Source organism: Arthrobacter sp. H-02-3, from assembly GCF_003097355.1.
GTDB classification, from domain to species: domain Bacteria; phylum Actinomycetota; class Actinomycetes; order Actinomycetales; family Micrococcaceae; genus Arthrobacter; species Arthrobacter humicola.
In genome coordinates, this window is record NZ_PYUI01000014.1 from 76461 (window position 1) to 99481 (window position 23021).

The 23021-nt window shown below is 65.8% G+C and carries 17 protein-coding genes and 1 tRNA gene; 4 read left to right on the forward strand and 14 right to left on the reverse strand.

What is annotated here, in order from left to right; translation table 11 throughout:
- Nucleotides 1-23 precede the first annotated feature (23 nt).
- On the reverse strand, nucleotides 24-860 hold the full coding sequence (locus C9424_RS14140; protein ID WP_116767445.1) for a shikimate dehydrogenase family protein: 837 nt from the start codon (nucleotides 858-860) through the stop codon (nucleotides 24-26).
- Between the two features lie 176 nt (nucleotides 861-1036).
- Between C9424_RS14140 and C9424_RS14145 the strand changes: the two genes are divergently transcribed.
- Nucleotides 1037-2365 (forward strand): MFS transporter, encoded by a 1329-nt coding sequence (locus tag C9424_RS14145; protein WP_116767446.1) that lies wholly within the window; start codon nucleotides 1037-1039, stop codon nucleotides 2363-2365.
- An 846-nt stretch (nucleotides 2366-3211) separates the two neighbouring features.
- Entirely contained in the window at nucleotides 3212-4672 is a 1461-nt protein-coding gene (locus tag C9424_RS14160) for a DUF2252 domain-containing protein (RefSeq protein WP_237563467.1), read from the forward strand.
- A 730-nt stretch (nucleotides 4673-5402) separates the two neighbouring features.
- Here C9424_RS14160 and C9424_RS14170 read toward each other — a convergent pair.
- Entirely contained in the window at nucleotides 5403-6440 is a 1038-nt protein-coding gene (locus tag C9424_RS14170; protein WP_237563468.1) for an LLM class flavin-dependent oxidoreductase, read from the reverse strand.
- On the opposite strand from C9424_RS14170, the gene C9424_RS14175 reads away from it, so the two are divergent.
- Nucleotides 6393-7130 carry a glycoside hydrolase family 3 protein gene (locus tag C9424_RS14175; RefSeq protein ID WP_116767483.1) on the forward strand — a complete coding sequence of 246 codons (738 nt, stop codon included), beginning with the start codon at nucleotides 6393-6395 and terminating at the stop codon, nucleotides 7128-7130. The two genes, C9424_RS14170 and C9424_RS14175, sit on opposite strands and share 48 nt — an antisense overlap.
- A gap of 251 nt (nucleotides 7131-7381) precedes the next feature.
- On the opposite strand, the gene C9424_RS14180 is transcribed toward C9424_RS14175, so the two are convergent.
- The 6 genes from C9424_RS14180 to C9424_RS14205 form a co-directional block, all read right to left on the reverse strand.
- Entirely contained in the window at nucleotides 7382-7870 is a 489-nt protein-coding gene (locus tag C9424_RS14180) for a hypothetical protein (protein WP_116767449.1), read from the reverse strand.
- A gap of 337 nt (nucleotides 7871-8207) precedes the next feature.
- Nucleotides 8208-8480 (reverse strand): hypothetical protein, encoded by a 273-nt coding sequence (locus C9424_RS14185; RefSeq protein ID WP_116767450.1) that lies wholly within the window; start codon nucleotides 8478-8480, stop codon nucleotides 8208-8210.
- A gap of 23 nt (nucleotides 8481-8503) precedes the next feature.
- Nucleotides 8504-8692, reverse strand: a complete 189-nt coding sequence (locus C9424_RS14190; RefSeq protein ID WP_116767451.1) for a hypothetical protein — start codon at nucleotides 8690-8692, stop codon at nucleotides 8504-8506.
- Between the two features lie 204 nt (nucleotides 8693-8896).
- Nucleotides 8897-9211 carry a hypothetical protein gene (locus C9424_RS14195; RefSeq protein WP_133247524.1) on the reverse strand — a complete coding sequence of 105 codons (315 nt, stop codon included), beginning with the start codon at nucleotides 9209-9211 and terminating at the stop codon, nucleotides 8897-8899.
- A 104-nt stretch (nucleotides 9212-9315) separates the two neighbouring features.
- Nucleotides 9316-10446, reverse strand: a complete 1131-nt coding sequence (locus C9424_RS14200; protein WP_116767453.1) for a tyrosine-type recombinase/integrase — start codon at nucleotides 10444-10446, stop codon at nucleotides 9316-9318.
- Nucleotides 10447-10533: 87 nt separating this feature from the next.
- Nucleotides 10534-10615, reverse strand: a tRNA-Leu gene (locus C9424_RS14205).
- Between the two features lie 205 nt (nucleotides 10616-10820).
- Between C9424_RS14205 and C9424_RS14210 the strand changes: the two genes are divergently transcribed.
- Entirely contained in the window at nucleotides 10821-11426 is a 606-nt protein-coding gene (locus tag C9424_RS14210) for an ANTAR domain-containing response regulator (RefSeq protein WP_018772478.1), read from the forward strand.
- Nucleotides 11427-11539: 113 nt separating this feature from the next.
- Here C9424_RS14210 and pyk read toward each other — a convergent pair whose 3' ends face one another.
- From pyk to trpB, 6 genes are all read right to left on the reverse strand, one after another.
- Complete coding sequence (gene pyk, locus C9424_RS14215; protein WP_116767454.1) at nucleotides 11540-13042, reverse strand: pyruvate kinase; 1503 nt, start codon at nucleotides 13040-13042, stop codon at nucleotides 11540-11542.
- An 83-nt stretch (nucleotides 13043-13125) separates the two neighbouring features.
- On the reverse strand, nucleotides 13126-14583 hold the full coding sequence (locus C9424_RS14220) for a glutamate synthase subunit beta (RefSeq protein ID WP_116767455.1): 1458 nt from the start codon (nucleotides 14581-14583) through the stop codon (nucleotides 13126-13128).
- Nucleotides 14576-19192, reverse strand: coding sequence for a glutamate synthase large subunit (gene gltB, locus C9424_RS14225; protein ID WP_116767456.1), 4617 nt, complete (start codon nucleotides 19190-19192; stop codon nucleotides 14576-14578). The genes C9424_RS14220 and gltB overlap by 8 nt, the downstream gene beginning before the upstream one ends.
- A 264-nt stretch (nucleotides 19193-19456) precedes the next feature.
- Nucleotides 19457-20740 carry a prolipoprotein diacylglyceryl transferase gene (gene lgt, locus C9424_RS14230; protein ID WP_116767457.1) on the reverse strand — a complete coding sequence of 428 codons (1284 nt, stop codon included), beginning with the start codon at nucleotides 20738-20740 and terminating at the stop codon, nucleotides 19457-19459.
- 3 nt (nucleotides 20741-20743) lie between these two features.
- A complete protein-coding gene (trpA, locus tag C9424_RS14235) occupies nucleotides 20744-21580 on the reverse strand; it encodes a tryptophan synthase subunit alpha (RefSeq protein ID WP_116767458.1) in 837 nt (278 codons plus the stop codon).
- Nucleotides 21577-22935 (reverse strand): tryptophan synthase subunit beta, encoded by a 1359-nt coding sequence (gene trpB / locus C9424_RS14240; protein WP_116767459.1) that lies wholly within the window; start codon nucleotides 22933-22935, stop codon nucleotides 21577-21579. The genes trpA and trpB overlap by 4 nt, the downstream gene beginning before the upstream one ends.
- Nucleotides 22936-23021 lie beyond the last annotated feature (86 nt).

The following is a 23021-nucleotide window of genomic DNA, read 5'->3' on the forward strand; positions in this document are numbered from 1 at the left end:
CGCGTTCCGGCGTCGGCTGTCTGTCAGCCCTTCGTCCGGATGGCGGCGAGCGTGCGCTGTATCAGGGCGTCCGCCTGCGGCGCCAGGTCCAGGAGCGGGATCATCGCGGCCGCCTGGGCTCGGAGGTGGTCCCAGCCGTCGGCACAGCACAGTCCTTGGTCCCTCGCGGAGGCTATTGTGCCGGTCACGTGTCCGGCGTAGACGAAGTCGTAGACGAACGCGTCCCCGGCCAGCCGGCCCCCGCCCCAGACAGGCGCGTCGTCGCTCCCTTTGCCGACCGGCGTCGCGTTGACGATCAGCGAGGCCCGGGACGCCTGTTCCTGCGCCTCCGCCCACGAGGCCGTCTCCGCGTCCATGCCCAGGCTTCCGGCGAGTACCCGCAACTCCCCCGCGGCGTCCGGGTCCCGGTCGGAGATCGTGACCCGCCCGGTCAGCCCCTTGAGCGCCACAAGCGCTGCCCGGGCGGCCCCGCCGGCCCCCAGCATGACCGCATGCCGCTGGTGCCGGCCACCGAGCAGTTCGGCGACGGCGGCAACGTCGGTGTTGTGCGCGGCCAGCCCCTGCCCGTCCCGGATGAGCAAGTTGGAGGCGCCGCTCAGCCGGACCGCTTCGGTCGCAACGTCGGCGGCCTGCGCGGCCCACTGCTTGTGGGGCATCGTGACATTGGCGGCGACGACGTCGGATTCCAGCAGCCGGGCGCGGACCCCGGCCATGGGCACGTCGCGAGGCACGTCCCAGGCCTCATAGCCCCAGCTACTGCCGAGTTGTTCGAGGACGGGATTCCACAGCCCCGGCGACATGGCCTGCGAGGCTTCTGAGCCGATGAGGAACAGCCGGGAGGCTGGTGTCTGGTTGTCCATGGTGCCGCCTTTCAGGGAGGGGAAGCCGCCGGGCGAAGCAATCAGTCGTTGTGAGGCACCTCACGCTGCGGTATGCTATTCCATAATCGCATACCGCACAGCTGCTCGGTATGCGCACACACTAAAAAATCTCCCATCTCCAAATCCCCGTCTTTCAGTGCGGAAGGACCAGCACCATGACCAAACTCGCAACCAGCCCCACGGTCGTCGAGGAGGAGCGCAAGCTCAAGCGAGCCAAGAAGGCTGCCCTGGCCGCGTTTCTGGGCGGCGCCCTCGAGTACTACGACTTCTTCATCTACGCCACCGCGGCATCGCTGATCTTCTCCAAGATCTTCTTCCCGCCCGGCGACCCCACGGCTGCCCTGCTGGCATCCTTCGCGACCTTCGGCGTCGCCTACGTGGCACGGCCCTTCGGCGCGGTGCTCTTCGGCCACCTCGGCGACAAAATCGGCCGCAAGTCCACGCTGGTCCTGACCCTGGTCATGATGGGCGCGGCAACCTTCCTCATCGGCATGCTGCCCGACTTCAGCACCGCCGGATACTGGGCACCGGCCCTGCTGGTGCTGCTGCGCCTCATGCAGGGCCTCTCCGCCGGCGCCGAAACCGCCGGAGCCTCCGCACTGACCATGGAAGAGGCCCCCACCGGCCGCCGTGGCTTCTTCGCGAGCTTCGCAATGAGCGGCATCTCCTTCGGCATCGTGCTGGCCTCGCTGGCGTTCCTGCCGGTTGCCGCCATGAGCGAAGCCGACCGCCTCGCCTGGGGCTGGCGCATCCCGTTCTGGCTCTCCATCTTCGTCCTGATCGTCGCGTTCCTCGTCCGCCGCACGCTGGAAGAACCGGAGGTCTTCGAAGAAAAGCACGACCACGGCGAACTCGTGAAGCTGCCCTTCGCCAAGATGTTCAAGACGCACCCGGCGCAGTTCTTCCAGGTCGCTCTCATGTCCTTCCAAGTGGTGACCAACACCTTCATGCAGTCCTTCGGCCTGGCCTACGCCGTGTCCGTCGGGGTGAGTGCATCGACCATGCTGACGGTCAGCATCCTCGGCAACGTGATCGCCGTCGTCACGCAACCGCTCGCGGCCCGCCTCTCCGACCGGTTCGGACGCCGCCCGGTCTTCATCACCGGCGTCATCGGGTCCGGGCTGATGATCTTCGTCTACTTCTCCGTGATCTCCACCGGCAACGTCCCCATGATCTTCGTGGCCAGCACGCTGATCACCGCCGGCACCTACGCCGCCTCGAACGCCGTCTACCCCGCCTGGTTCTCCGAGCTGTTCAACGTCAAGGTCCGTTACTCCGGAATGGCGATCGGCCTGCAGATCGGCATCCTCTGTGCCGGCTTCACCCCGCTGCTCGGCACCGCGCTGGTCGGTGGGGACAAAGCCAACTGGGGCCCGGCCGCCTGGATCGTCGCCGCCTCCTCACTCTTGGCCGTCGCCGGCGCCGCATGGGCCCGCGAAACCAGCAAGACCCCGCTGCGCGAACTCGGCAACCCCGTCAACTGATCGCGGAGCTGCCCTGCGAAACATCCAGCACGGAGCGACGACAGCGGGAAGGAGGTTTCCAGCGGTCGTTGCAACACTGCTGATCGATGGGCAGTCGTTTTAGATTACGCAGGCGCTCGGCCGGGGTACCCCAGTCGAGCGTTTTGCGTAGGCGAGCCGTTGATTCCCTGGAGCCGCCGCCGAATGCTCTTGGGAAAGCCGGAATGAGCGGCACAAATCAGCAGAGACGCCCGCCCTACGAGTTGACCTGGGGTGCGGTAAAGGATCGGCGCACTAACCCCACGGGACATCTAGCGCCGCGAAAGCCGGACCCATATCCGCGCCCGCACCCGCGAAGGCATGCATGTCGCCAAGGCCAAGGGCGGTAGAAGGCCGATGTCGGAGGCACTGATGACTTGCCCTTGAGCTCCCTGGCCCGGGCAGCGGCAGCGTCGTCGACCTTGCGGGACCTTCCGCCGTGGCGGTTGTTGGCCGCGGCGGAAGGCCGGCCCGGGTGCCCCGGCGGCCTGGAGTGCCGTGAGCTGCAGATCAAGGTTCTGTTCACCGGTGGAAACCCTCGCATACCCGATACTCGCCATGGACATCCCCGCATTCTCTTAAAGCCGAGCAATTTGCCGTTGTGAGACTATCCGTTGATGGACGGGTTTTGAGACAACGATGGTCTGTGGCTTTCGGCGTTAAATGGCGGCGTTTTCACAGCGCTATTTGGCGCATGGTGCAGCCTGGAAGGGGATCTCCTATCGGACGGCCGCACCCTTGGCACGGGCGGGAAGCCTTTGCGCATCGGTAGGCTAAGCCCATGGCGCTGGGGACGCGGCGCAGCCGCAGACAGTTCGGCCACACGGAGTGGTCCTGGATGCGTACGCGTTCAACAAGGGCTGGCTGATCGCCACCTCGCTCTGGGTAGTTGCGGAACCGGGTGCGGGCGTCCACAATGACCTCATGCCTGCCGAGTCCTACTCCGCACCGGTTCGCGAAGAGCTGCAGTTGAGCCGTGCCGATGCGTATGCCCGCGGCCGCCAACTGCGCCGGACCACGCCGCGTAGTGCACTCGCCGAGCGGAGCACGGCACATCGTGACGCCGTCGCTCATATCCGCGAACAGAACGAAGACCGCAACCAGGAACTGGTGCCCCTGCGGATGGAGCGCATGCTCGAGAACCCCTTCGCGTTCTACCGAGGGACGGCCGGGCTGATGGCCATGGACCTCGCCCGCGACGCGCACTCGGGGATCGTGGTCGCGGCATGCGGTGACGCGCACATCAGCAACTTCGGCTTCTATGCCTCCCCGGAACGCAAACTCGTCTTCGACCTCAACGACTTCGACGAGGCCGGCGCAGCCCCGTGGGACTGGGACCTCAAACGGCTCGTCACGAGCGTGGTGGTCGGTGGAATGCACGCCGAGTACACGGAACGCGAGGTGCGCAAGGCAGCACAAGGGACCGTAAGGGCGTACCGCAGCGCACTGACCACGATGCTGGAACGAAACCCGTACGAGCGCTACTACATGCATAGCAACATCAAATTCGCCCGCAGCCTCCTGAGCGCGGACGCCCAGAAGGTGCTGCACCACGCGATCAGGACGGCCAGGAAGCGCACCAACCAGCGGGCCGTGCGTCGCACCACGCAGATAGACCACGACGGTCGCCTGCGTTTCGTTGAACGGCCTCCGGCAATGACGACTGCGCCCGCGCAGAACACCGAAGTGGTAGCGCGCCTGTTCGCCGAATACCGCCGCACGGTCAGTCTCGACGTCCGCACCGTTCTGGCCCAGTACACCCCCACCGATCTCGCCCGCCGTGTGGTCGGCGTCGGGAGCGTCGGGACCCGTTGCTTCCTGCAGTTGCTGCAGTCCCCCGATGGGGATGCGCTGCTGCTCCAGGTGAAGGAGGCCGGGCAGTCAGTGTTGCAACGTTACGGCGGCATCCCGCAGCCGAGCAGCAGCGCGCAGGATGTGGCAGCACATGGTCAGGGTACCCGCGTGGTCCAGTTCCAACGGGTGTTGCAGGCAGTGTCGGATCCGTTCCTAGGCCATCTGCAGAACGACGAACGCGACTACTACGTGCGCCAGTTCCATGACATGAAAGGATCGATCGACCTGGCGGGACTCGACTTTGTCCCGTTCTTCGACTACGTCCGCACATGCGCACTCCTGCTCGCACGCGCCCACGCGCAAAGCCCCGCGGCAGGCCAGATCCTCGGCTACCTGGGCAAATCCGAGGCCGCCACCGAAGCTGTTGTCGACTGGTCGTTCAGCTACGCCCGGCAATCGCTGCTCGACTATGAGGCCCTTCGCGCTGCGCACTGACCGTCAGGTGCGGACACTGACCGACCGCGTTCGAGCCACCCGGCCGGGGTACACACGTCCCTCGCCGGGAAGCACCCGCCGCAAGCCCGGCCCCGGGTGCGCGGCCGGCCCAACACGGCCACTGCGCTAGTGCGGAGATTGAACTCGGCATGCACTCGGCCGCAGGCCCATCCCGATCAATGGACGCACTGCGCGGCCGGACCGGACGGTGCTGCCCCGGAAGGTTCTGCCGGTTCTTGCCGTGGTCTTTTCCGCCGCCGCCTTGGGTTCGGTGGTCCTGGCCGTCGTTGACCTGGCCGTCGGCAGGGCAGCGGCCGGCGATGGATTTATTGCGGGGCTGAACGGGGCGATGGCCGCGCTCTTTTGGAGATGGCGGCCACAGGGGCGTTAAGGCGAACGAGCCGGCACAAGGTGCCGGGTTACAGGCATCGGCGTCAGCCCGGGGGCGTCACGATAAGTTCAGGGTGCGGCCGCCCGGAACTGACTCGCGAATGAATACCCCATAGGGTATCATTGTGCTGGAAGGGCCCCGGAGATCTCCCCCAATATCTCCGGGGCCCTTCCCCGTCCGGGCAAAGATCCGGTGGTCTGGCCGACGACACGGTGGCACCGGATTCCGGATCGCCGGTGGAAGAAGGCTAAACCTATCCCGACATGCCTTAGCCGCCCATGCATTGGCCAACCAAGCCCCTAATTCAGCAGTCTCCTAGGGGGAATCTGCCATGCGGGGTCAGCGCCAGCCGAGCTGCGGCGCCACATACTTCAGGATCGACTCGATGACGTGGGCGTTGTAGTCGACACCGAGCTGGTTGGGGACCGTGAGCAGTAGGGTATCTGCGCTGGCGATCGCCTCGTCCTCCGCCAGCTTCGCGGCCAGCTCATCCGGGGCACCCGCGTAGGACCGGCCAAAGACCGCGCGCGTTTTCTCGTCGATGTTGCCCACCTGGTCGGAGCTGTGGCGGTCGCGGCCGAAATATTGCCAGTCGCGCTCGTCCGTCAGTGCGAAGATGCTGCGGCTGACCGAGACGCGCGGCTCCCGCTCGTGCCCCGCCTCCTTCCAGGCCTGGCGGTAGAGCTCGATCTGCTCGGCCTGCTGGACGTGGAAGGGCTTGCCGCTCTCGTCATCCTTGAGCGTGGAGCTCTGCAGGTTCATGCCGAGCTTCGCCGCCCAGATAGCCGTGGCGTTCGAACCGGAACCCCACCAGATGCGCTCGCGCAGGCCCTCCGAGTACGGCTCCACGCGCAGCAGTCCCGGAGGGTTCGGGAACATCGGGCGGGGGCTCGGCGCCGCGAAGCCCTCGCCGGTGAGTACCTCGAGCAGACGTTCAGTATGCCTGCGGCCCATGTCGGCGTCCGACTCGCCCTCGCCGGGGGCGAAGCCGAAGTGACGCCACCCGTCGATGACCTGCTCGGGTGAACCCCTACTGATGCCCAGCTGCAGCCGTCCGCCCGAGATCAGGTCGGCCGCGCCGGCGTCCTCCGCCATGTAGAGCGGGTTCTCGTAGCGCATGTCGATCACGGCGGTACCGATCTCGATGCGGCTGGTCCGTGCACCGATCGCAGCGAGCAGCGGGAACGGGGAGGCATGTTGATGCGCGAAGTGGTGGACGCGGAAGTAGGCGCCGTCCGCCCCCAGCTCCTCGGCCGCCACCGCGAGGTCGATCGCCTGCAACAGCGCATCCGACGCGTTGCGCGTGCCGGACTCCGGGTGGTCGGTCCAATGGCCGAAGGACAGGAATCCGATTTTCTTCACACCACCAACCAACATGGCGGCAGGAGCTCCTATTCCCGGTTGGGAGCGCCATCCGATGCAGTGCACCTGCCGTCCGGCAGCACAGTGACCGCCACCGTGGTCCTCAACGCCGCCAACGAGCGGGAACGCCTCCTGGAGGACCCAGCCCTGCGCCTGAGCGAGGAGAGTCACCTGCTGAACATCGGTGGGATGGGTCAGGTTGCACTCGTGGCCGCTCCCGCCCCCCTACACGACGACGACCTGCTCCACAAAGCGGAAGAGGTGGCCCGATCCGCCCAGACCGCTGTCGTCGTCGGCCTAACAGAGGAACAGGAGAGTGAGGCTGCGGACAAAGAAACGCTCTCCCTGCCGGGACGACAGGACGAGCTTGTGCACCGGGTTGCCGCAGCAGCAGCACGGACCGTAGAAGTCGCAAACGCCGCCACCCCTATCCTTATGCCGTGGTTGCAGGAGGTTGACGCGGTGGTTATCGCAGGGCTCCCCGGGCAGGAAGGTGGTAACGCAATCGCTGCCGTCCTCATCGGCGAGCGTGAACTTACGGGGCGGCTTGTTACCAGCTACCCGTCGGCTGACGGCGCTGCACCCGTCTGGGAAGTGCTTCCGGGCGCAGTGCTTCGATCCGCAGAAAGGCAAGAGCTAGTCCCACGGAGACAAGGCCAAGGATTAGGAGGCCAAGGCGATCCCTTCGCACAGGTGCATCGTTGAGCTCCGCCGCCCGGAGGATTGCTTGGGAAAGGAAGTAGATTCCCACGACCATCAGGATGTTCGCGCAAAGGTCCAGGAGATTGCGACCGCCGATGGCTGCATCACCCGGGATGTAAATCGGGTCGACATTCAAGGAAGCGCGGTTGCTATCGCCACGGCAGCGACAAGAATGCTGTGGTCTTTTCTGGTGCGGGCCCCGGGCAGGAGGCACAGTACAAGGCCCCAGATGACCGAAGCTGCGACGGTCTGGATCACCCGAAAACCTGTTCAAATGATCTGGGCTCCATGGTGCTCTCACGTATTGCGTCGGCCAGAAGATCTGCCAGAGTCTCTGCGGCAACCTCCAAGTCGTCCACGAAGCTGCTTCTGGCTAACGCGCGTGACACCATCTCGCCGTCGAGATTTGGGAAGAGGCTCCCAGCATAGGCTGAGGAGATACCCAACTCATCGTGACGCAGGATCATGTGTCCAAGCTCGTGAAGGACAAACTGCTGCTTGTGCAACACCGAGTCTGTAACGGCGTGCAGAATGATTTCCCGGGTATCCGTCGACAGCCACAGGCCGCACACAGACGTGCCATTGAGGATGGTCGTGGCTTCTATCTCAATACGTCGACGGCGTCGGGCTGCAACTATCGCAATGAGTCCAGCCAAGGTCAGATGGCTGGGTAGGTGCAGCGTCTGAAAAGCCTCCGCCGCTATGCGCGCTGGCCCCGATCCGTCAATTGTTTGCCGGTCCATACCGCCCCCTCCTTGCAGCTAACAGCAAGCGTGACTGCCAACAATGACCGTCACCGTGGCGCCTCGGGCGCCGCACCGTCAATTGAACGCTTCTGCTCTGGACATGTCCAGACGAAGCGCGATTCTTGCCGTCAGCTCCGGGGACTGAGTCATACAGACCTTCGAACCTTGCCTTAGCAGCTACGGCAAATGCCCGTATCGACGGCGGTGGACCCTTCACCAAATCTCATGACGCACCGGCAGGCTGCGTCTACTGCTCAAGAAAGATCCCCACGTGGCAAAGGCACCGAAAAGACACCCAGCCTGGCCTGCTGGGCGCCCCTTGGGTACTGCCGGATTAGTGGTTAGGTTCGTCAGCCAACGCGTCGATGTCATAGGCATAGTCGTTGACCGCTCGGTTAATTTCTCGCTCATCAGCCCGGGGGCTCAGCTTTGCTTCAGCGCGCTTGAACGCCTCAAACGCAGCCTGGCGCTGGGCATAGGCCTCGCGGTCCTGCTCGATAGTCGCTTCTCCGTTACTCCAAGCCAGGTGAACTTTCGCCCAGTTGCGTAGGGTATCGGCGTAAGCCTCAGCGGCCTTAATGTACTCGTTTGTGGGTACGACAGTCATGGCCCCCATCCTAGGGCAACAGGCTAGCGCCAGACCTGGACGACTTTCCCCTCAGCGCCGACCGCGACATGCTGGCCGCCGTGCCCCTTGTCGAGTACGCAAAACGCACGGAAGGCCTGGCGGGAATCAACAGCAGGGCAGTCAGCTTCGTTGACCAAATCAACTGGGAAGGCGTCGCCAATGCGAAACGTACCGGGTTTGTTGTCGCTCATCACGGCTCTCCTTGGTGGGATCGATTAGACCCCAGTCTAGGGGCGGAGAAATCCGGGGATGCCCCACCTAGATGTACTCGGCCAGGACGTTGGTTACACCTAGAGGCCCTCGCGATGGGACGCGGTGGCCTCGCCGCTGCTCCGGACGCCACTCCCGGGCTCAACCGTTCAAATCGTGGCACGGACGGGAAACGTCACCTCGGCTCAGTTGGCTGGGGCGAGCCTGACTTTTGCTCGGCTACCGATAAGCCGTTCTTTAGCCGCCGGGCGATGGCCGGCAGAGAGGGGCGTGCCTGTGCTTCCCGGAAGGATCTCACTCAACTTCGCGATTTCCAGAATGTGCTCGGAAGTGAAAATGATCTTCCCTTTTCCCCAGCAGGCATGGGGGAAGCGGCCGCTGGTCGCGCCATCGCGCAGCCATGACTCCGTGCAGCGCATGAGGGCCGCAGCTTCGGCCGGCTCGAAGAATTCGATGTCCATGGAAACCTCCATCAGGAAGAAGCTGGTTTCCAGTTTCATGCCGGCAGAAAGACTCGCCGACATGACCGGAAGCAGCCACGGCATAACGCGACAACAACGCCATCACCTGACAGTGACGTCAACCAGCCATCCGCCGATCACCCTCACTGGTGAAAAGCCGTCACAGAGCGCTCCGTGGCGTCGGCACCAGCTTGGAGGGCCTCCGGCATCAAATGCCCGTAGACCTGCTCAGTAGTCCTTGTAGAGGCGTGCCCCAGCCGCCGCGAGATGGTGAACAAGGGCACGCCGTCCTGAATCAGCCAGGAGGCGTGAGTGTGACGGAGGTCGTGGATCCGCGGGTTTTTCTTCAGGCCGATTGCCTGGGCAGTGCGAACGGCTGGGACCCAGTAGTGGTGCCAGTAGAGCTTGTGAATGATGCGCCCGCCTTTGGGCGTCGTAAACACAAGGTCCTTTCCCGGCCTGCTGGCGACCAGCGGGATCAGCAGCTCCACGAGCGCCGGGTTAAGCCCGATGGTGCGCTTGCCGGCACCTGTCTTCGTGGCACCCACGTAGAACTTCGACTGCCCGTCCCGCTTCCAGGCCTTGTTGATCCGCGCTGTCGGCGGCTTGGAAAGCAGGTCCACGTCCGCCACAGTGAGCGCAGTGGCCTTTCCGAACCGTGTACCGGTCATGACCAGGAAATTGGTGAAGGGCTTGTACCGCTCCCCCATCCCTTCCATGATGAGGCTGAACTCAGCATGGGTAAGGAACATGGCCTCGTCCTCGGCCTTCTCCATCGCCGGCAGCTGCACGCCCCGGCAGGGATTGCGTGAAATGTAGCCCAGCATCTCTGCCGTGTTCATTGCTGCCGAGATCAGGCCATGGATGTTATGGATCGTCTTCGGCGCAAGCCCCTTCGCAGCCATCGACTTCACCCAATGGGCGAGGAGGCGATAATCGAGCTTGTCCACCGGAACATGGCCGATGACATTACGCACATGGAGATCCAACATGGTCTGGTACGTCTTGGTGGTTCCACTGGATGGTCGGATCAGAAGATCGATGTGCTCCTGGATGACTTCAGCAACGGTCGGTGTGCGCTTGGCATTGGAGAGGATGGCATGCTGCGCAATCTCGAAGGATTGTCCGTTGGCGTCCAGAAGCCTCTTCAGAGTCTCAGCTTCGACGAGAGTGGCGACGGTCAGGCCCTGCTGTTCGCGGCTCTTCGGGTCCCGCCAGAGCACCATGTAGGACGACGTACCGTCCTTTTTGGTGCGTTTTCGAATGCTTGCCACACAAAAAACGGTACGCCGCCGTCAACACTTTGGGCGGTTTTGTCAACACCCAAAGCGAAAACAGGCCTTTGACCTGAGGAAACACTGTGCCCGAGGTGGGACTCGAACCCACACACCTTTCGATACCGCATTTTGAGTGCGGCGCGTCTGCCAATTCCGCCACTCGGGCGCGGAGTACACCAGTGTAACAATCACTCAACCACAGTGCTGTGAGCAACGCGATCGCTTCCAGTGCGCGAAATTACTCTACATGCAGATAGGCTGAATTCCGGAATCGCGCCAGTGACGCCGCATCGAACCAATCCGGTCCAAGTACATCGGCGGACGAAACCTATGATGGTGTAGTTCCCGCCGTACCTTTCCAAGGAGTTCCCGTGTCAGAACAGACGGAGTCAACACCCACTTCCCAGCCGGCGCGCCGCGTTGTTGTCGCCGAGGATGAGACTCTCATCCGCCTGGACATCATCGAGATCCTGCGCGGTGAAGGCTACGACGTCGTCGGCGAGGCAGACAACGGCGAAAAGGCCGTGCAACTTGCCGAGGAGCTCAAGCCCGACCTCGTCCTGATGGACGTCAAGATGCCTGTCATGGACGGCATCTCGGCCGCAGAGAAGATCGTCAAGGCCCGGATCGCCCCCGTGGTCCTGCTCACCGCGTTCAGCCAGAAGGAACTTGTGGAGCGGGCCCGTGACGCCGGCGCCATGGCCTACGTGGTCAAGCCGTTCACCCCGGCGGACCTCATCCCGGCGCTGGAGATCGCGCTCTCCCGCCACGAGGAGATCAAGGCCCTCGAAAGCGAAGTCACCGACCTGCAGGAGCAGTTCGCCACCCGCAAGCTCGTGGAGCGCGCCAAGAGCCTCCTGACCACCAAGATGGGCTTGACGGAGCCTGAAGCCTTCCGCTGGATCCAGAAGACCTCGATGGACCGCCGCCTGAGCATGCGCGAGGTCGCCGAAACCATCATCAACCAGGTCAACTAGCCGCAGCCCGGCCGCACAACCGCGGCCGCAAGCTGCGAATCTACAAAGCACCAAAAAGGGAGGATCCCCGCCAACCGGCGGGGATCCTCCCTTTTGCGCTCAAGCGTTCAGGACTAGCCCTGGCCGCGGTTCTTCTTCTTCTTTTCCGGCCAGGGGCCGAGCTTGTCCTTGGTCACGGCCGCTGCACCGTGGCTGCCGGCGTCGGCGAGGTCGCCCACCTTATGGACCTTCAGCAGGTTCGTGGAACCGGCCTTTCCGGGAGGCGAACCGGCGGCGATAACCACCATGTCACCGTCCTCCACCAAGCCCAGTTCCAGAAGGCTGCGGTCAACCTGGGCGGTCATCTCGTCGGTGTGGCCCACCATCGGGACCAGGACCGGCTGGATGCCCCAGGTCAGCGCGAGCTGGTTCCAGACGTGCTCCACCGGAGTGAAGGCGAAGACCGGCCGGATCGGGCGCAGCCGGGAGAGGCGGCGGGCGGAGTCGCCGGACTGGGTGAAGGTACAGATGTACTTCGCTTCCAGCTGGTCGGCGATCTCGACGGCGGCACGGGTGATGGCGCCGCCGCGGGTCCTGGGCTTGGTACCCAGCGGGGGGACGCGCTCCAGGCCGTGGACCTCGGTGGATTCGATGATCCGGGCCATGACCTTAACGGTCTCGATCGGGTACTTGCCCACGCTGGTCTCGCCGGAGAGCATCACCGCGTCGGCGCCGTCGAGCACTGCGTTGGCGCAGTCGGAGGCCTCGGCGCGGGTCGGGCGCGGGTTGTCGATCATGGACTCGAGGACCTGGGTGGCCACGATGACCGGCTTAGCCCAGCGGCGGGCCAGTTCTACGGCGCGCTTCTGGACGATCGGCACTTCCTCCAGCGGAAGCTCCACACCGAGGTCGCCACGGGCCACCATGATGGCGTCGAAGGCGTCGATGATCTCGGGCAGCTGCTCCACGGCCTGCGGCTTCTCGATCTTGGCGATGACCGGCACGCGGCGGCCTTCCTCGTCCATGATCTCGTGGACCCGGACGATGTCCGAGGCATCGCGAACGAAGGACAGGGCAACCATGTCCACGCCACGGCGCATCGCCCAGCGCAGATCGTCCTCGTCCTTTTCGCTCAGCGCCGGCACGTTGACGGCCACGCCGGGCAGGTTGATGCCCTTGTTGTTCGAAACCCAGCCGCCGACAACCACCTGGGCAACGACCTTGACGGCGTCGACCTCGATGGCGCGCAGGGCAACCTTGCCGTCGTCGATCAGCAGGGCATCGCCCGGCTGGACGTCCTCGGTGAGGCTCTTGAGCGTCGTGGAGCAGATGTCCTTGGTGCCCGGAACGTCCTCGGTGGTGATCGTGAACGTGTCACCGACCTCCAGGAGGTGCGGTCCGTCCACGAAGCGGCCCAGGCGGATCTTCGGGCCCTGCAGGTCGGCCATGATGCCCACGGCCTTGCCCAGCTGCCCGGCAGCCTTGCGGACGTTCTCGTAGGTGTTGTCGTGCACGGAGTAATCACCGTGGCTCATGTTCATGCGTGCCACGTCGACGCCGGCTTCCAGCACGGCAAGCGTGTTCTCGAAGCTTGCGATTGCCGGTCCGAACGTGGCCACGATTTTAGCGCGTCTCATATACCTACCCTAGTGGTCTGTTGCATGGATGAAGTTGAAGCGAGTGTGAATCCCTGATGACCGAAATCCAGTGACCGGAAGGGCTACAGGACGGCCATCGCCCTGTCGGTCGGTGCCACCGGGGCCGGCAGGATGGTGCTGCCCATCAGGAACTTGTCCACCGCGGCGGCGCAGGCGCGCCCCTCGGCGATGGCCCAGACGATGAGCGACTGCCCGCGGCCGGCGTCCCCGGCAACGAAGATGCCCTCGGTGTTGGTCATGTAGTAGCCGTCGCGGGCCACGTTGCCGCGGCCGTCGAAGTCGGCGCTGACCTGCTCGGTGATCCCCGCCGGCTCGGCCCCCGTGAAGCCGAGGGACAGGAAGACGAGGTCCGCCGGAATGATCCGCTCGGTGCCGGCCTTCGGGAGGCGCTTGCCGTCCACGAATTCGGTCTCCGCGACCTTGACGCCCGTGAGCTTGCCGTTTTCCCCGACGAACTCGACGGTGGAGGCGAGGTAGGTGCGTTCGCCGCCTTCCTCGTGCGCGCTGGCGACCTCGAACAGGGTGGGGAACGTCGGCCACGGCTGGTGGCCGGCACGCTCGAGGGGCGGCTGCTTGCCGATGGCCAGGGTGGTCACGGAGGCGGCCTGGTGCCGGTGCGCGGTGCCGAGGCAGTCCGCGCCGGTGTCGCCGCCGCCCAGGATCACCACGTGTTTGCCGGCGGCGTTGATCTGGTTCTCCACGGTCTCCCCCGCCACCACCCGGTTGGCCGGGACAAGGTAGTCCATGGCGAAGTGCACGCCCTCGAGCTCGCGGCCCGGGATCGGCAGGTCACGCGGGACGGTGGCGCCGGTGGCGATCACGACGGCGTCGTACCGGCGGCGCAGCTGCTCCCACGTGACGTCGGTGCCGACGGCCACGCCGGTGCGGAACCGGGTGCCCTCGGCCTTCATCTGCTCCAGCCGGCGGTCCACCTGCTCTTTTTCCATCTTGAAGTCGGGGATGCCGTAGCGCAGGAGCCCGCCGATCTTGTCGTCACGCTCGTACACAGCAACGGTGTGGCCCACGCGGGTCAGCTGCTGCGCGACGGCGAGTCCGGCCGGGCCGGAGCCGACGACGGCGACCGTCTTGCCGGTCAGTCGGGCCGGCGGCAGCGGGTTGACCCAGCCGTTCTCGAAGGCCTGGTCCACGATCGATACCTCGACCTGCTTGATGGTCACCGCGGGCTGGTTGATGCCCAGCACGCACGACGCCTCGCAGGGGGCCGGGCAGAGCCGGCCGGTGAACTCGGGGAAGTTGTTGGTGGCGTGCAGCCGCTCCATCGCTTCCTCGCCCTTGTCCCGCCAGATGAGGTCGTTCCATTCCGGGATGAGGTTGCCCAGCGGGCAGCCCTGGTGGCAGAACGGCACGCCGCAGTCCATGCAGCGGCCGGCCTGGGCCTTCAGGACGCCCTTCTCCTGGGCTTCGTAGACCTCTTTCCAGTCCATGATGCGGACCGGAACGGGACGGCGCGGCTGGGTTTCACGCTGACGTACTTTCAGAAATCCGCGTGGATCAGCCACCGGTCACCTCCAGGATTCGAGACCAAACTTCTTCGCCATCGGGGTCAAGGCCCTCTTCGATGGCGTCAAGACGGGTTTGCAGGACGGCCGCGTAGTCGCGCGGCAGCACCTTGGTAATGCGGGCTGCGGTGTCGTCGAAGTTCTCGAGGAGCCGGGCCGCGTTGAGCGATTCTGTTTCCTCGACGTGCTTGACCAGCAGTCCATGGACAATGTCACGGTCCTCGGCGTCGAGCTCACGCAGCTGCAGCTCGCCGGACTCGAGGGCCTGCTTGTTGACGCGTTCGGTCTGCAGGTCCAGCACGTAGGCCGTACCGCCGGACATGCCGGCGCCGAAGTTGCGCCCGGTGCGGCCGATGATCAGCGTCTGGCCACCGGTCATGTACTCGCAGCCGTGGTCGCCGATTCCTTCGACCACCGCGGTGGCGCCGGAGTTGCGGACCAGGAAGCGTTCGCCCACCTGGCCGCGCAGGAACATCTCGCCGCTCGTGGCGCCGTAGCCGATCACGTTGCCCGCGATCACGTTGCGTTCGGCCGGGAACACGTTGGTGCGGTCCGGCCGGACGATGATGCGGCCGCCGGAAAGACCCTTGCCGACGTAGTCGTTCGAGTCGCCGAACATGCGCAGCGTGATGCCGGCCGGCAGGAAGGCCCCGAGGGACTGGCCAGCGGTGCCGTTGAGCGTGATGTCAATGGTGTCGGTCGCCAGCACGTCGGTGCTGAACGTCTTCGTGACCACGTGGCCGAGCATGGTGCCGACCGAGCGGTCCGTGTTGATGACGTTCACCGAGATCTTCACCGGGGTGCGGTCGCTGAGGGCTTCGGCCGCCATGGCGATCAGGCGCTGGTCGAAGTGCTTGTCGAGCTCGTGGTTCTGTCCGGTGAGGTTCCGCAGCGGGGCGTCGTCGTCGAACTCGAGGCCGTGCAGGATCGGATCCAGGTCCAGCCCTTCGGCCTTCCAGTGGTTGATCGCGTCGCGGGAGTCGAGCATCTCGGCGTGGCCGATGGCCTCCTCGATGCTGCGGAAACCGAGCTCCGCGAGAATTTCACGGACCTCCTCGGCCAGGAATTCGAAGAAGTTCACCACGAATTCCGGCTTGCCGCTGAACCGTGAGCGGAGCTCGGGGTTCTGGGTCGCGACGCCCACCGGGCAGGTGTCCAGGTGGCAGACGCGCATCATGATGCAGCCGGAAACCACCAGCGGGGCGGTGGCAAAGCCGAACTCCTCGCCGCCAAGCAGCGCGGCGATCACGACGTCGCGGCCGGTCTTGAGCTGACCGTCCACCTGCACCACCACGCGGTCGCGCAGGCCGTTGAGCATGAGCGTCTGCTGTGTCTCGGCCAGGCCGAGTTCCCACGGGACACCGGCGTGCTTGAGCGAGTTCAGCGGCGAGGCGCCGGTACCGCCGTCGTGTCCGGATACGAGCACGACGTCGGCCTTCGCCTTGGTGACGCCGGCCGCCACGGTGCCGATCCCGACCTCGGAGACGAGCTTGACGTGCACGCGGGCCGAGGGGTTGGCGCGCTTGGCATCGTAGATCAGCTGTGCGAGGTCCTCGATCGAGTAGATGTCGTGGTGCGGGGGCGGCGAGATGAGGCCGACGCCGGGCGTCGAGTGCCGCGTCCGGGCCACCCAGGGGTAGACCTTCTGCGCCATCAGCTGGCCGCCTTCGCCGGGCTTGGCACCCTGCGCCATCTTGATCTGGATGTCGTCCGCGTTGGACAGGTACAGGCTCGTGACGCCGAAGCGTCCGGAGGCGATCTGCTTGACAGCGGAACGGCGGGTGGGATCGAGCAGGCGGTCCACGTCCTCCCCGCCCTCACCGGTGTTGGACTTGCCGCCCAGCCGGTTCATGGCGATCGCGAGGGTCTCGTGGGCTTCCTGGGAGATGGAGCCGTAGCTCATGGCACCGGTGGAGAACCGCTTGACGACGCTGGAGACGGGCTCCACTTCTTCAAGCGGCACCGCGGGACGGAGGCCGGCCTTGAACTTCAGCAGGCCGCGCAGGGTCATGAGGTTCTCGGACTGGTCGTCCACGCCGCGGGTGTAGGCCTTGAAGATGTCGTAGCGGCGTTCACGCGTGGCGTGCTGCAGCCGGAAGACGGTCTCCGGGTTGAACAGGTGGGGTTCGCCGTCGCGGCGCCACTGGTATTCGCCGCCGCCGAGCAGCGGCTGGTGCGGCAGTTCGATCCCGTTCTCGGGGTAGGCCATCCGGTGGCGCGCCAGGACTTCGGCGGCGATGACATCGAGGCCCACGCCGCCGAGCTGGGAATGCGTGCCGGAGAAGTACTCGTCCACCAGATCCTGGCCGAGGCCGAGCGCTTCGAAGGTCTGGGCACCGGTGTAGGAGGCCACAGTGGAGATGCCCATCTTGGACATGATCTTCAGGACGCCCTTGCCGAGGCCCTTGATCAGGTTGTACACGCCGTCCTGCGGGGTGACGCCGACGACGTCGCCAGAGGCGATGAGCTGTTCCACGGATTCCATGGCCAGGTAGGGGTTCACGGCCGAGGCGCCGTAGCCGATGAGCACGGCGACGTGGTGCGTCTCGCGGACGTCTCCGGCCTCCACCACGAGGGCGGTCTTGGTGCGGTTGGCGCTGCGCAGCAGGTGGTGGTGCACGGCGCTGACAAGCAGCAGCGACGGGATCGGCGCCCACTGGGCGTTCGAGTCGCGGTCCGAGAGCACCACGTACTGGACGCCGCGGTTGATCGCGCCGGAGACCTGCTCGCAGATTTCGGTGAGGCGGGCGCGGAGGGCGTGCTCGCCGCCTTCGGGGCGGTAGAGTCCGCGGACCTTCATGGCGACCTTGTCGCCGTCGGCGCTCTCGATGTTCGCGATCTTGGCGAGCTGGTCATTGTTGATCACGGGGAACGGCAGCGAGACCTGCGGCTGCCGGACCTGCTTGGTGTCCAGCAGGTTGCCGTTCGGGCCGATCGCGCACGTCAGGGACGTGACGAGCTCTTCACGGATGGCATCCAGCGGCGGGTTGGTGACCTGCGCGAAGGACTGTACGAAGTAGTCGAAGAGCAGCCGCGGGCGCTTGGACAGCACGGCCACGGGGGTGTCGGAGCCCATGGCACCCAGCGGTTCGGCGCCGGTGCGCGCCATCGGGCCGAGCAGGATCTTCAGTTCCTCGGTGGTGTAGCCGAAGGTCCGCTGGCGGATGTTGACCGACGCGGCCGTGTGGACAACGTGCTCGCGCTCGGGGAGGTTCTTGAGGTCGATCAGGTTGTCCTTGAGCCATTCGGCCCAGGGGTTCGCCGCGGCGACCTCGGCCTTGACCTCGGCGTCGTCAATGATCCGTCCGGCCCCGGTGTCCACCAGGAACATCTTGCCTGGTGAGACGCGGCCCTTCTTGACCACTTTGGAGGGTTCGACGTCGATCACGCCGACTTCGGAGGCGAAGACGATGAGTCCGTCTTCGGTGATCCAGTACCGGCCCGGGCGCAGCCCGTTGCGGTCCAGCGTGGCGCCGACCAGGTTGCCGTCCGTGAAGGAAACAGCGGCGGGGCCGTCCCACGGCTCCATGAGCATGGAGTGGTACTCGTAGAAGGCGCGGCGCGCCGGATCCATGGTGGCGTGGTTCTCCCACGCCTCCGGGATCATCATCATGATCGAGTGGGTGATGGGCCGGCCGGAGAGCCAGAGCAGCTCCGCAACCTCGTCAAAGGAGGCGGAGTCCGAGGCGCCGGGGGTGCAGATCGGGAACAGCTCTTCGGGCGAGTCGCCCAGCAGCGGGCTGGCGAGCTGCGACTGCCGCGCCCGCATCCAGTTGCGGTTGCCCTTGACGGTGTTGATCTCGCCGTTGTGCGCGATCGTGCGGAACGGCTGGGCCAGCGGCCAGGAAGGGAACGTGTTGGTGGAGAAGCGCGAGTGGACGATCGCGAGCTTGGTCTTGAAGCGCTTGTCCGAAAGGTCCGGGTAGAACGGTTCCAGCTGCGCGGTGGTGAGCATGCCCTTGTAGACGATCGTCCGCGAGGACAGCGACGGGAAGTACACGCCGAACTTGTTCTGGGCGCGCTTGCGGATCCGCCAAGCGCGGGAATCGAGCTCGTTGCGTTCGAGGGTTTCCCCGGTGCTGGAGGCGAAGAACGGCTGGGAGAAGTGCGGCATGCAGGCCCGGGCCATCGCCCCGACGAGGTCCGCCACGATCGGGACTTCGCGCCAGCCGAGGACCGTCAGGCCCTCATCGGCGGCGAGGCTTTCGATTCCGGCCCGGGCGGCGTCGGATTCGCGCTGCTCGGCCGGCAGGAAGGCGGTTCCCACGACGTACTGGCCGGGGGCGGGAAGCTCGAAGTCGGTGACTGCGCGGAAGAATTCGTCCGGGACCTGCATGAGGAGGCCGGCGCCGTCGCCGGTGCCCTCATCGGCGCCCACGGCGCCGCGGTGCTCAAGGTTGCGCAGGGCGGTCAGGGCCGCGTCGACGATGTCGTAGCCCGGCTCACCGCGCAGCGTGGCGATGATGGCCAGGCCGCAGGCGTCCTTCTCGTTCTCCGGGTTGTAGAGCCCGGCCGCGGCCGGCATCGACGCAAAACGGGCGAAGGGTGACGTTGCGGCCGTCGGCTGGTCCGGATCGGACCAGCTGGGGCTGTGAAGAGTTTGGGTCATTGGAGACGTCCTTCCTCCTGATCGTGCGTATGGGAGGGACAACATTGGCCCCACTCGGCACGCCGGTGTGATGGGCGCAACAGAGTGTTTTTCTAACTGGAATTGTAGGCCAGCCCGGCCTTCTGTAGTAACAGTTACGCAGGTACTGGCCAGGGCTTGCGTGGACAGCGCCTATCTGCTGTCCACAACATTCCCTCTTGCCACGACGCTGTGGTGTCGGGTCCTGCGAGCGGTGGCTCCGCAACCCGAGTTGCCGGTGCCGAGTTACTTGGTGCCCTCGGCCTCCGGCGCGGTTTCGGTTGCCTGGCGGCCGGATACTCCGGCTGCCGGATCTCCGGTGGCGGGCTTGGTGCCGCCGGTGGAGTCCTTGCTCGCGCCAGCATCTTCGTCCGCAGGTGCGGAGACAGACGCGGGTGCGGGACCTGGTCCGCTTTGGTTATCTCGGAGATTACCACGGGATTCACTATCTGAGACAAGTGTGTCCGCATGGCGGATAGATGTTGCGCCGGTGGGAACAGCGTCAGCAGTGCCTTTATCGGCAGTGGCGGCAGCACCGGTTTCGACGGCGGAGACCGCCGCGGGAACCGCTTCGGCGTCAGGCTTCCCGGCCGTCCCGGCGGTTTCGACGTCGGCGGTTTCGGCTGCCGGTTCCCGGCCCGGGAGGAACGGGGTGTCCGGTCCTGAGGGCTTGCGCAGCCCGAGGAGGATGAAGGCGATCAGGGCACCGATGAGGACGAAGATGCTGGTCCAGACGTTGAGCCGGGTGGTAATGCCGAACAGGCTGATCTGCTCGGCGTCGTCGATCCGCATGGCTTCGATCCACACCCGGCCCAGGGTGTAGTAGACGGCGTAGAGGCAGAAGAGACGGCCGCGGCGGAAGTTGAACCTCCGGTCCAGGGCCAGCAGGATCACGACGCCGGCCAGGTTCCACAGGGACTCGTAGAGGAACGTTGGGTGGAAGAGTGTGTCGGCGGGCATACCGGCCGGGAAATTAGGGCTGTTGGGGTCGATCTGGAGCCCCCACGGCAGCGTGGTGGGGCCGCCGAAGAGCTCCTGGTTGAAGTAGTTCCCCCACCGGCCAATTGCCTGGGCCAGCAGAAGCCCGGGGGCCGCGGCATCCATGAAGGCGCTCAGCTTCACCCCGGCCCGCCGGCACCCGATCCAGGCGCCCACCGCGCCGAGGACGACGGCGCCCCAGATGCCCAGGCCGCCGCGCTGGATCTGCGGAATCAGGGAGAGGTCTCCGGTGCCGTTGAAGCCGGGGCCGAAGTAGGCATCCGGTGAGGAGAACACGTGGTAGAGCCGTCCGCCGATGATGCCGAACGGAATGGCCCAGATGGCGATGTCCCACACGCTGCCCTCAGGCGCGCCGCGGCGCGCCCAGCGGACGGAGGTGAGCCAGAGGCCGGCAACGATGCCGGCGAGGATGCAGAGGGCGTAGGCGTGGATGCGCAGTGACCCCCACGGCAGCGGGATGTCGAATCCGGACCAGCTAGGGCTCGGAATGCTCGCGGGAATCATCGCCGCCGCGTGGAGGACTGACTGCATTGCTTACGCTTCTTCCTTGGTAAGGCCAGTGCTGAGGTCTTTCGTCAAGGCGGCTACCGCATCCACGCCGCCGTCCCGGATGGCCGCGACGAGGGCGGTGCCCACGATCACGCCGTCGGCGTACTCGGCGATCTCGCGGACGTGGTCCGCATTGGAGACGCCCAGGCCCACGCAGACGCGTTCGGCGCCCGCGGCGTGCGCGGCGGCCACAACGTCCTTGGCCGCGGAGCTGACCGAGGTCCGGGCGCCAGTGACGCCCATGATGGAGACGGCGTATACGAAGCCGCGGCTGGCCTCGACGGTACGCTTCATGCGTTCCGGGGAGGACGAGGGCGCCACGAGGAACACGCGGTCCAGTCCGTACTTGTCCGAAGCCGCCATCCATTCGGAGGCTTCGTCGGGGATCAGGTCCGGAGTGATGAGTCCGGCTCCCCCGGCCTCGGCAAGGCTGCGGGAGAACTCGTCCACGCCCATCCGGACCACGGGGTTCCAGTAGGTCATGACCAGGACGGCGGCGTCAGTCTTGCTCGTGATGCCGCGGACGACGTCGAAGACCTGCCGGACGTGGAAGCCCTTCGCGAGGGCCTCCGTGGTGGCCGCCTGGATGACCTGGCCGTCCATGACCGGATCCGAGTACGGGATGCCGATTTCGATGAGGTCGGCGCCGTTCTCGGCCAGGGCGATGCCGGCGGCAATGGTGTCTTCGACGCTCGGGTAGCCGGCCGGCAGGTAGCCGATCAGAGCTGCCCGGCCCTGGGCCCGGGCGCGGTCAATGGCGGCCGCCGACTTGCTGGCGTGCTGTGCGGCGGCCTGGTTGGCGCCGTCGTGGATGGTGCTCACAGCTGTTCCCCCTCTTTGGCGATTTCGGCTTCGGGTGAGTCCTTGTCCAGCAGGTCGAACCATTCCGCGGCGGTGGCCACGTCCTTGTCGCCGCGGCCGGAGAGGTTGACGATCACGATCTTGTCTGTTGCTTTGCCCTCGGGGCCGGCCTCGGCCGCGAGCCGCTGGCCCACCTTGATGGCGCCGGCGAGGGCGTGCGCGGACTCGATGGCGGGGATGATGCCCTCGGTGCGGCAGAGGAGCCGGAAGGCCTCCATGGCTTCGCTGTCCGTGATGGGCTCGTAGCTGACCCGCCCGATGTCGGCCAGGTAGGAGTGCTCGGGGCCGACCCCGGGGTAGTCCAGGCCCGCCGAGATGGAGTGCGATTCGATGGTCTGGCCGTCGTCGTCCTGCATGAGGTAGGACCGTGCGCCGTGCAGCACGCCCGGCTTGCCGAGGGTGATGGTGGCTGCGTGGCGTCCGGTTTCGACGCCCTCGCCCCCGGCTTCGAAGCCGTAGATCTTGACCGAGGGGTCATCGAGGAAGCCGTGGAAGATGCCGATGGCATTGGAGCCGCCGCCGATGCAGGCACAGACGGCGTCCGGAAGCCGGCCCGTCTGGTCCAGGATCTGGGCCCGGGCTTCCTCGCCGATGACTTCGTGGAAGTAGCGGACCATCGCCGGGAACGGGTGCGCGCCGGCGGCGGTCCCCAGCAGGTAGTGGGTGGTGCCCACGTTCGCGACCCAGTCGCGCAGGGCCTCGTTGATGGCGTCCTTGAGGGTCTGGGAGCCGTTGGTCACCGGAATGACCGTCGCGCCCAGGAGCTCCATGCGGGCCACGTTGAGGGACTGCCTGCGGCAGTCCTCGGCGCCCATGTAGACAACGCATTCCAAGCCCAGCAGGGCTGCCGCGGTGGCGCTGGCCACGCCGTGCTGCCCGGCGCCGGTTTCGGCGATGACGCGGGTCTTGCCCATCCGCTTGGCCAGCAGCGCCTGGCCCAGGACGTTGTTGATCTTGTGCGAGCCCGTGTGGTTGAGGTCTTCGCGCTTGAGGAAAATCCGGACTCCGCCGGCGTGCTCGGCGAAGCGCTTGGCCTCGGTCAGCAGTGAGGGCCGGCCCGAGTAGTTCTTGTTCAGGTCCGCGATCTGGGCGGTGAACTCAGGATCGGCCTTGGCCTTCTCGAAGGTGTCCTCGAGTTCGTCCAGGGCTGCGATGAGCGACTCCGGCATCCATCGGCCGCCGTAGTTCCCGAAGTAGGGTCCCGGGGCGTGCCGCAGGGACGGTTCGCCCTGCGTGGGATGTTCCTGGGGGCGGTCGCCCTGCAGGAACGCGTCCACGGCACTTTCGTCTGAGCCGGTTGCTGGCGCATCGACCATCAGTCTCACCATCCTGTTCCACTGCTAGCTTCGGGGATCTGCACATGAGATCCGCTCGTTGTCCGGGCAACTGCGGGCCCGGAACC

What these genes read in the sequence shown, in the direction of transcription:
- C9424_RS14190 (WP_116767451.1), bottom strand. Translation starts at nt 8,692, where the DNA reads ATGAGCGACAACAAACCCGGTACGTTTCGCATTGGCGACGCCTTCCCA.
- trpB (WP_116767459.1), bottom strand. Translation starts at nt 22,935, where the DNA reads ATGGTCGATGCGCCAGCAACCGGCTCAGACGAAAGTGCCGTGGACGCG.
- C9424_RS14195 (WP_133247524.1), bottom strand. Translation starts at nt 9,211, where the DNA reads ATGAAACTGGAAACCAGCTTCTTCCTGATGGAGGTTTCCATGGACATC.
- lgt (WP_116767457.1), bottom strand. Translation starts at nt 20,740, where the DNA reads ATGCAGTCAGTCCTCCACGCGGCGGCGATGATTCCCGCGAGCATTCCG.
- C9424_RS14170 (WP_237563468.1), bottom strand. Translation starts at nt 6,440, where the DNA reads ATGTTGGTTGGTGGTGTGAAGAAAATCGGATTCCTGTCCTTCGGCCAT.
- C9424_RS14145 (WP_116767446.1), top strand. Translation starts at nt 1,037, where the DNA reads ATGACCAAACTCGCAACCAGCCCCACGGTCGTCGAGGAGGAGCGCAAG.
- C9424_RS14185 (WP_116767450.1), bottom strand. Translation starts at nt 8,480, where the DNA reads ATGACTGTCGTACCCACAAACGAGTACATTAAGGCCGCTGAGGCTTAC.
- C9424_RS14140 (WP_116767445.1), bottom strand. Translation starts at nt 860, where the DNA reads ATGGACAACCAGACACCAGCCTCCCGGCTGTTCCTCATCGGCTCAGAA.
- pyk (WP_116767454.1), bottom strand. Translation starts at nt 13,042, where the DNA reads ATGAGACGCGCTAAAATCGTGGCCACGTTCGGACCGGCAATCGCAAGC.
- gltB (WP_116767456.1), bottom strand. Translation starts at nt 19,192, where the DNA reads ATGACCCAAACTCTTCACAGCCCCAGCTGGTCCGATCCGGACCAGCCG.
- C9424_RS14180 (WP_116767449.1), bottom strand. Translation starts at nt 7,870, where the DNA reads ATGGACCGGCAAACAATTGACGGATCGGGGCCAGCGCGCATAGCGGCG.
- C9424_RS14175 (WP_116767483.1), top strand. Translation starts at nt 6,393, where the DNA reads ATGGCCGAAGGACAGGAATCCGATTTTCTTCACACCACCAACCAACAT.